Source organism: Terrisporobacter mayombei, from assembly GCF_020748465.1.
GTDB lineage: Bacteria > Bacillota > Clostridia > Peptostreptococcales > Peptostreptococcaceae > Terrisporobacter > Terrisporobacter mayombei.
Map to the genome: position 1 here is coordinate 1 of NZ_JAHZMP010000268.1, position 442 is coordinate 442.

The 442-nt window shown below is 58.6% G+C and carries 1 protein-coding gene; it reads right to left on the bottom strand.

The window, feature by feature from the left end; translation table 11 throughout:
- A partial coding sequence (locus K0039_RS25470) for an aminotransferase class III-fold pyridoxal phosphate-dependent enzyme (RefSeq protein ID WP_228106913.1) occupies positions 1-442 on the bottom strand: 442 nt, incomplete at both ends.

Genomic DNA, 442 nt, shown 5'->3' on the forward strand with positions numbered 1-442 from the left:
GGCGTAGAAACCGCCTTCGCCCTGAACCGGCTCAATCACGATGGCGGCGATATCTTCCGGCGCGGCATCATTTTTGAAGATCCGGTGGATGCTGGCGATAGCGTCATCCTCGCTTATGCCGTGCAGCGGGCAAGGATAAAGCGCGCGATAAACATGACCCGGCATCAGCCCCATGCCCGCAGAGTACGGATTCACCTTGCCGGTCAGCGCCAGCGTGTAATGCGTGCGCCCGTGATACGCGCCGCTAAAAGCGATGGTGCCGCTACGTTTGGTGGCGGCGCGGGCGATTTTTACCGCGTTTTCCACCGCTTCGGAACCGGTCGTAACCAGCAGCGTTTTCTTGGCGAAATCGCCCGGCACCTTCTGATTCATAATCTCGCACAGCTCCAGATACGGCTCGTAAGCCAGCACCTGGAAGCAGGTGTGCGACAGTTTTTTCAAC